The organism is Neisseria sp. P0021.S006, from assembly GCF_051956895.1.
In genome coordinates, this window is sequence record NZ_JBQCWZ010000028.1 from 21,011 (window position 1) to 27,719 (window position 6,709).

General features: G+C 51.6%; 5 protein-coding genes. All 5 read left to right on the forward strand.

The genetic code is table 11. From position 1 onward, the window contains the following. Positions 1-26: 26 nt before the first annotated feature. Positions 27-893, forward strand: coding sequence for a glucose-1-phosphate thymidylyltransferase RfbA (gene rfbA / locus ACTHUM_RS07520; protein WP_004519082.1), 867 nt, complete (start codon positions 27-29; stop codon positions 891-893). A gap of 53 nt (positions 894-946) precedes the next feature. Further along, the gene (rfbC, locus tag ACTHUM_RS07525; protein WP_036492531.1) at positions 947-1,486 is read left to right on the forward strand and encodes a dTDP-4-dehydrorhamnose 3,5-epimerase; all 540 of its coding nucleotides are present in this window, start codon (positions 947-949) and stop codon (positions 1,484-1,486) included. Positions 1,487-1,520: 34 nt separating this feature from the next. Then, positions 1,521-3,635, forward strand: a complete 2,115-nt coding sequence (locus ACTHUM_RS07530; RefSeq protein WP_440361262.1) for a capsular polysaccharide biosynthesis protein — start codon at positions 1,521-1,523, stop codon at positions 3,633-3,635. 136 nt (positions 3,636-3,771) lie between these two features. Further along, the gene (locus ACTHUM_RS07535; RefSeq protein ID WP_049335783.1) at positions 3,772-5,031 is read left to right on the forward strand and encodes a capsule biosynthesis protein; all 1,260 of its coding nucleotides are present in this window, start codon (positions 3,772-3,774) and stop codon (positions 5,029-5,031) included. Between the two features lie 348 nt (positions 5,032-5,379). Beyond that, a partial coding sequence (locus ACTHUM_RS07540; RefSeq protein WP_440402809.1) for a tetratricopeptide repeat protein occupies positions 5,380-6,709 on the forward strand: 1,330 nt, incomplete at its 3' end.

The window sequence follows — 6,709 nt, forward strand, 5'->3', positions numbered from 1 at the left end:
AACACACACTACTCAGGAGAAAACCCATGAAAGGCATTATCCTTGCCGGCGGCAGCGGCACTCGCCTCTACCCCATCACGCGCGGGGTATCCAAACAGCTGCTGCCCGTGTACGACAAGCCCATGATTTACTATCCCCTGTCCGTATTGATGCTGACAGGAATCCGCGATATTTTGGTCATTACCACGCCTGAAGACAACGCCTCTTTCAAACGCCTGCTCGGCGACGGCAGCGATTTCGGCATTTCCATCAGTTATGCCGTGCAACCCAGTCCGGACGGCTTGGCACAGGCATTTATCATCGGCGAAGAATTTATCGGCAACGACAATGTTTGCTTGGTTTTGGGCGATAATATTTTCTACGGCCAATCATTTACGCAAACATTGAAACAGGCCGCCGCCAAGACCCACGGCGCAACCGTATTCGGCTATCAAGTCAAAGACCCCGAGCGTTTCGGCGTGGTTGAATTTGACGAAAACTTCAACGCCCTGTCTATCGAAGAGAAACCGCAACAGCCCAAATCCGATTGGGCGGTAACCGGCTTGTACTTCTACGACCAACGCGTCGTCGAGTTCGCCAAACAAATCAAACCGTCCGCCCGCGGCGAATTGGAAATTTCCGACCTCAACCAAATGTATTTGGAAGACGGTTCATTGTCGGTTCAACTTTTAGGACGCGGTTTCGCATGGTTGGACACCGGCACCCACGAGAGCCTGCACGAAGCCGCTTCATTCGTCCAAACCGTACAAAACATCCAAGACCTGCAAATCGCCTGCCTGGAAGAAATTGCTTGGCGCAACGGTTGGCTTTCCGATGAAAAACTGGAAGAGCTGGCGCGCCCGATGGCGAAAAACCAATACGGCCAATATTTGCTGCGCCTGTTGAAAAAATAATGTTTGAGGCCGTCTGAAACTTTTCAGACGGCCTTTAGATGAAAGATAAAACAATGAACATCATTGATACCGCCATTCCTGACGTAAAACTGCTTGAGCCGCAAGTCTTCGGCGATGCGCGCGGCTTTTTTATGGAAACTTTCCGCGACGAGTGGTTCAAGACCCAAGTCTGCGACCGCACCTTCGTGCAGGAAAACCACTCCAAATCCAGCAAAGGCGTATTGCGCGGCCTGCACTATCAAACTGAAAACACACAAGGCAAACTCGTGCGCGTGGTTGTCGGCGAAGTATTCGACGTGGCCGTCGATATGCGTAAAGACTCCCCTACTTTCGGCAAATGGGTAGGCGAGATCTTGTCTGCAGAAAACAAACGCCAACTGTGGGTACCCGAAGGTTTCGCTCACGGCTTCTATGTACTGAGCGATGAAGCCGAGTTCGTCTATAAATGCACAGACTATTACAACCCCAAAGCCGAACACTCGCTGATTTGGAATGATCCGACCGTCGGTATCGACTGGCCGCTGCAAGGCGAGCCGAATCTGTCGCCTAAAGACTTGGCCGGCAAAGTATTGGCTGAAGCAGTCACGTTTTAAAAAGTTTTAAAAATAATTCAGGCCGTCTGAAAGAATGCTCCTCTTTTCAGACGGCCTACAATCTATTAATAACAATAATCGACGAAAACGCATTGTGAAAAACGCCTACATTCCCTCTCGCGGCATCCGCAAAATTCCCCATCTCTCCACCCTATTGCCTGAGTTTCATATCTGCAAAGATGGAAAAGGTACAGAGACTGTCGTCGGCTGGGGTTTGCGCCCGACGACACACAAAGCGCGTACTTTCGCCGCTGAACACCGGCTTCCCTTTATTGCATTGGAAGACGGTTTTTTACGCTCGCTCGGACTGGGCGTCTCCGGTTATCCGCCCTATTCCATCGTCTATGACGATATCGGCATCTACTACGACACCACCCGTCCTTCACGTTTGGAACAACTGATTCTCGCCGCCGATACCATGCTGTCTGAAACCTTGGCTCAAGCGCAACAGGCGATGGATTTCATCCTGCAACACCACCTGTCCAAATACAACCACGCGCCCGAACTTTCAGAAGATCATCCTTTACGTTCCCCATCCAAACCCGAAACCGTCCTCATCATCGACCAAACCTTCGGCGATATGGCCATCCAATATGGCGGCGCAGACGCCTCTACGTTTGAACTGATGTTTCAGACGGCCTTGAATGAAAACCCGCAAGCCGATATCTGGGTAAAAACCCATCCCGATGTTTTGTGCGGCAAAAAACAAGGCTATCTGACCCAACTGGCGCAGCAACACCGCGTCCATCTTTTGGCAGAAGACATCAATCCGATTTCTTTGTTGCAAAACGTCGATAAGGTTTATTGCGTTACCTCGCAAATGGGTTTTGAGGCGCTTTTGTGCGGCAAACCACTGACCACCTTCGGCCTGCCGTGGTACGCCGGATGGGGCGTAAGCAACGACCGCCATCCCAAAATCGGCAGCCTTGTTCAAACCCAACGCCGCGCCCGCCGCAACTTGCTGCAACTCTTCGCAGCAGCCTATCTGCAATACAGCCGCTACCTCAACCCCAATACCGGCGAAGCAGGCAGCCTCTTTGATGTTATCGACTATCTGGCAACGGTCAAACGCAAAAACGACAAATTGCGTGGAGAGTTGTATTGCGTCGGCATGTCTTTGTGGAAACGCGCGGTTGCCAAACCGTTCTTTAACGTACCCTCATGCCGTCTGAAATTTATCTCCTCCACCCAAAAACTGGCAGGGGTCAAACTGTCCGACGATGCACGCATCCTAGCTTGGGGCAACGGCAAAGAGGCCATCGTCCGTTTTGCCGAACAACATAATATCCCCCTGCTGCGCATGGAAGACGGCTTTATCCGCTCGGTCGGACTCGGTTCTAATTTAGTGCCACCGCTGTCGCTCGTTACCGACGATATGGGCATTTATTTCAATGCCGAAACCCCGTCACGTCTTGAACACATCCTCCAAAACCAAAACTTCGACGACCAGGACTTTCAGACGGCCTTGAAGCTGCAAAAAATGCTGACCGAAAACCACATCAGTAAATACAACGTCGGCAGCTCAGACTTCACGGTCCCGTCAACCAACAAAACCGTAATCCTCGTTCCCGGCCAGGTTGAAGATGATGCGTCTATCCGCTACGGTTCGCCCCAAATCTATCGCAATCTGGATCTGCTCCGTACCGTACGCGAACGCAATCCCGATGCCTATATCATCTACAAACCGCATCCAGATGTAGTCAGCGGTAACCGCATCGGCCATATTTCCCCTGAAGATACGGCACGATATGCCGACCAAACCGTCGAACAAGCCGATATCCTGACCTGTCTCCAATACGCAGACGAAATACATACCATGACTTCGCTGACTGGTTTTGAATCCTTGTTGCGCGGCAAAAAAGTCAGCTGCTACGGTCTGCCTTTTTACGCAGGTTGGGGACTTACCCAAGATCTGCTCCCCATTCCGCGCCGCAGCCGCAGGCTTGAGCTTTGGCAGCTGATTGCCGGCACGCTCATCCACTACCCCGACTATATCCATCCCGAAACCCATCAGGCCATTAATGCGGAAACCGCTGCCCAAATCCTGATACGACAAAAAAATATGCAAAAAAACAACAACGGATTACATCGCGGGTACTTTGCTAAAAAATTAGGTAAAATCAAACAACTATATCGATCTTTCAAATAAACACCATCAAAGTTAACAATGCGTCATAAACCAGCTTCAATTGCGGCATCATTGCCTTTGCATCGTTAATACGCTTGGCGTATGCTTGAAAGTTCAACTCAAAACTATTACATAAAAAACAAAACCACATTGCGACATGAAACAGACCGTCCTCAAAAACAACCTGCAAAACCTGCTTGAAAGCGCAGAAAATATCCTGCTGCTTCAAAGTCCTGTCGGCGATTTTTTTCTGCGCCTTGCCAATTGGCTGACTGAAAACGGCAAAACCGTACATAAATTCAACTTTAATGCAGGCGACGACTATTTTTATCCGCCCACTCAAGCTCATACCGTTGTTTTTAACGACAACTACGATGCCTTTCCTGAATTTTTGCAAGAATACATCGTTCAACATCACATCCAGGCGGTTGTCTGCTTTGGCGACACACGCCCTTATCACGTCATTGCAAAACGCATTGCAAACGAAAACCAAGTCGGTTTCTGGGCGTTTGAAGAAGGTTATTTCCGCCCCTACTACATCACCTTAGAAAAAGACGGCGTCAACGCATTTTCCCCGTTACCGCGCCGTGCCGACTTTTTTTTGGAACAATTCCCCAAGCTGGCACAGCAAGAATACAAAGCGCCGACGCCGGTACGCGGCGGGTTTATGCCCATGGCCAAAAACGCCGTCCGTTACTATATCGAATTGTTCCGCAACCCGAACAAGTACCCGAACTACATCCACCACCGCGCATCCAATGCCGGCCATTACCTCAAACTGTGGTCAATCTCCATCCTCAAGCGTTTGAACTACTATATTGAAGACATCCAAATCGCCAAACGCGTGGAGGCGGGCAAATACGGCAAATTTTTTATTGTTCCCTTGCAGGTATTCAACGACAGCCAAGTCCGCATCCATTGTGACTTTTCCAGCGTCCGCAGCTTCCTGCTCCATATTTTGGCCTCCTTTGCCGCGCACGCGCCTGCCGATACCAACCTCATCATCAAGCATCATCCGATGGACCGCGGCTTTATCGACTACTCGCGCGACATCAAACGCTTTATCAAAAAACACCCCAAACTCAAAGGCCGTATCACTTACGTCCATGATGTCCCCCTGCCCGTTTTCCTGCGCCACGGCCTCGGCATGGTTACCATCAACAGCACCAGCGGCCTGTCCGGCCTGATTCACAATATGCCAGTTAAGGTTCTCGGCCGTGCCTATTATGATATTCCCGGCATAACCGACCAAAATACCTTGGCAGAATTTTGGAATCATCCGACACCGCCTGACAGCGACCTGTTCCATGCCTACCGTATGTACCACCTCAACGTGACCCAAATTAACGGCAACTTCTACAGTCAGGTGTTTTTCCCCAACAAAGACACATCCGACTCTTCCATACCGACAACCTGACTTAGCGAAGGAAAGTTCAGGCCGTCTGAAAATATTTCAGACGGCCTGAAGCAATCAATACCTTGGCTACTTCCATGTAAATCAAACACAAAAACCTGCATTTATCATTAACAATAAATTACAAAGACAGTATAATGACCGAGCTGTCATGAGCGCATACCGACTCAAGCTGAGCCTTTTGTAACACACAAAATATGGATGCCCCTAGGCAAAACAATATAACAAGCTAAGCATCCTAAAGATAAGCCAGCAAAACTATGCCGAGCAATATTTTTACAAAGCCCTCAACCGGTATCGCCGCCCATATGCCACAGCATCCGTCTTCCACTTTATATCCGCCCGCAAACCATGACCGCCGCTCCTGATATCCTCTACCGGCAAGCCGCCGCCCTTTTGGAACAATCCCATACCGCCCAAGCCCTGCCCCTGTTGCAACAGGCGGCAGAGCAGGGTTATGCGGAAGCTGCTTTCGCATTGGGCAACCATCTGCTGCAAAACGGCCAATTGGAGCAGGCACTTTCATGGTTGGAAGCCGCCGCTGCCCAACGCCACCCCATGGCACTCTTCACCCTGCTGCAACAACGCGAATACAACGGCACCCCGACCGGACAGCTTCTTAACGAATACGCCTGGCTGGGTGAGCAAGGTCACCTCGAAGCCCAATTAATCCTCATGCGTTACCACGCACAGCGCAATGATCCACAATCCCTCTACTGGGCGGAGCTTGCCGCTGCCCGATATGCTGCGCCTGCGTATTACCATCTGGCACGCCATCATCAACGCCAAGGCGACGTTGAAACAGCCATCGAACAATACGAAAAAGCGGCCACGCTCGGTGTGACTGCTGCCTGCTGGCAACTCGGTCAAATCTACTTCTACGGCACAGGCGTCAGCCACAACCACGCACAAGCCGAACAATATCTCGAACAAGCCGCGCAAGCCGGCCACATCGCCGCACAAACCCTGCTGGCCGACCTTCTTGCCGCCCAACGCAAACCCGAAGCCTTAGAATGGTATCGTCGTGCCGCCGATAAGGAACAAGCGGAAGCACAGGCCAAGCTGGCCCAATACGCCCTGACCGGCGAACTTTCCGAACGAGACCCGTTCCAAGCGGCACGCTACGCCAAAGCCGCTGCCGAAAAAAACCATCCCGAAGCCCTGAAAATCATGGGCGACCTCTACCGCTACGGCCTCGGCATCAAAGCCGACAACCATATCGCGCACGATTACTACCACCGTGCCGCCACGTTAGGTTCTGCCTCCGCGGCACAAAAACTCATCAGCGACGCCGCACTGTACCATCCGCAACAATACGAACAAATCAAAACAGCCGCCCTGCAACAGCAACAAATCGGAACCATCTACCGTTTGGCGGAAGCACAAGCCCACGCCATCGGTCGCTACGCAGACTACAATGCCGCGCGCAAGAATTACATGGAAGCAGCCGAATTCCACCATAAAAACGCGGCGGCAGCCTTAGGCCGCATCTACCATTACGGCCTCGGTACGGCGCAAGACCCTCGGGCGGCCGCCCACTGGTACGCAATCGCAGCCGAACAAAACCACCCTTCCGCCCAATACCACCTCGCCTGTTTTTACTATCACGGGCAAGGTGTCGGCTGTCATGTTCCGACCGCCTGCTACTGGCTGCAGGCCGCCATCAGCAACGGCCACACTT

Coding starts and splice junctions, on each gene's coding strand:
- rfbA (WP_004519082.1), top strand. CDS start 27: ATGAAAGGCATTATCCTTGCCGGCGGCAGCGGCACTCGCCTCTACCCC.
- ACTHUM_RS07530 (WP_440361262.1), top strand. CDS start 1,521: ATGCTCCTCTTTTCAGACGGCCTACAATCTATTAATAACAATAATCGA.
- ACTHUM_RS07535 (WP_049335783.1), top strand. CDS start 3,772: ATGAAACAGACCGTCCTCAAAAACAACCTGCAAAACCTGCTTGAAAGC.
- rfbC (WP_036492531.1), top strand. CDS start 947: ATGAACATCATTGATACCGCCATTCCTGACGTAAAACTGCTTGAGCCG.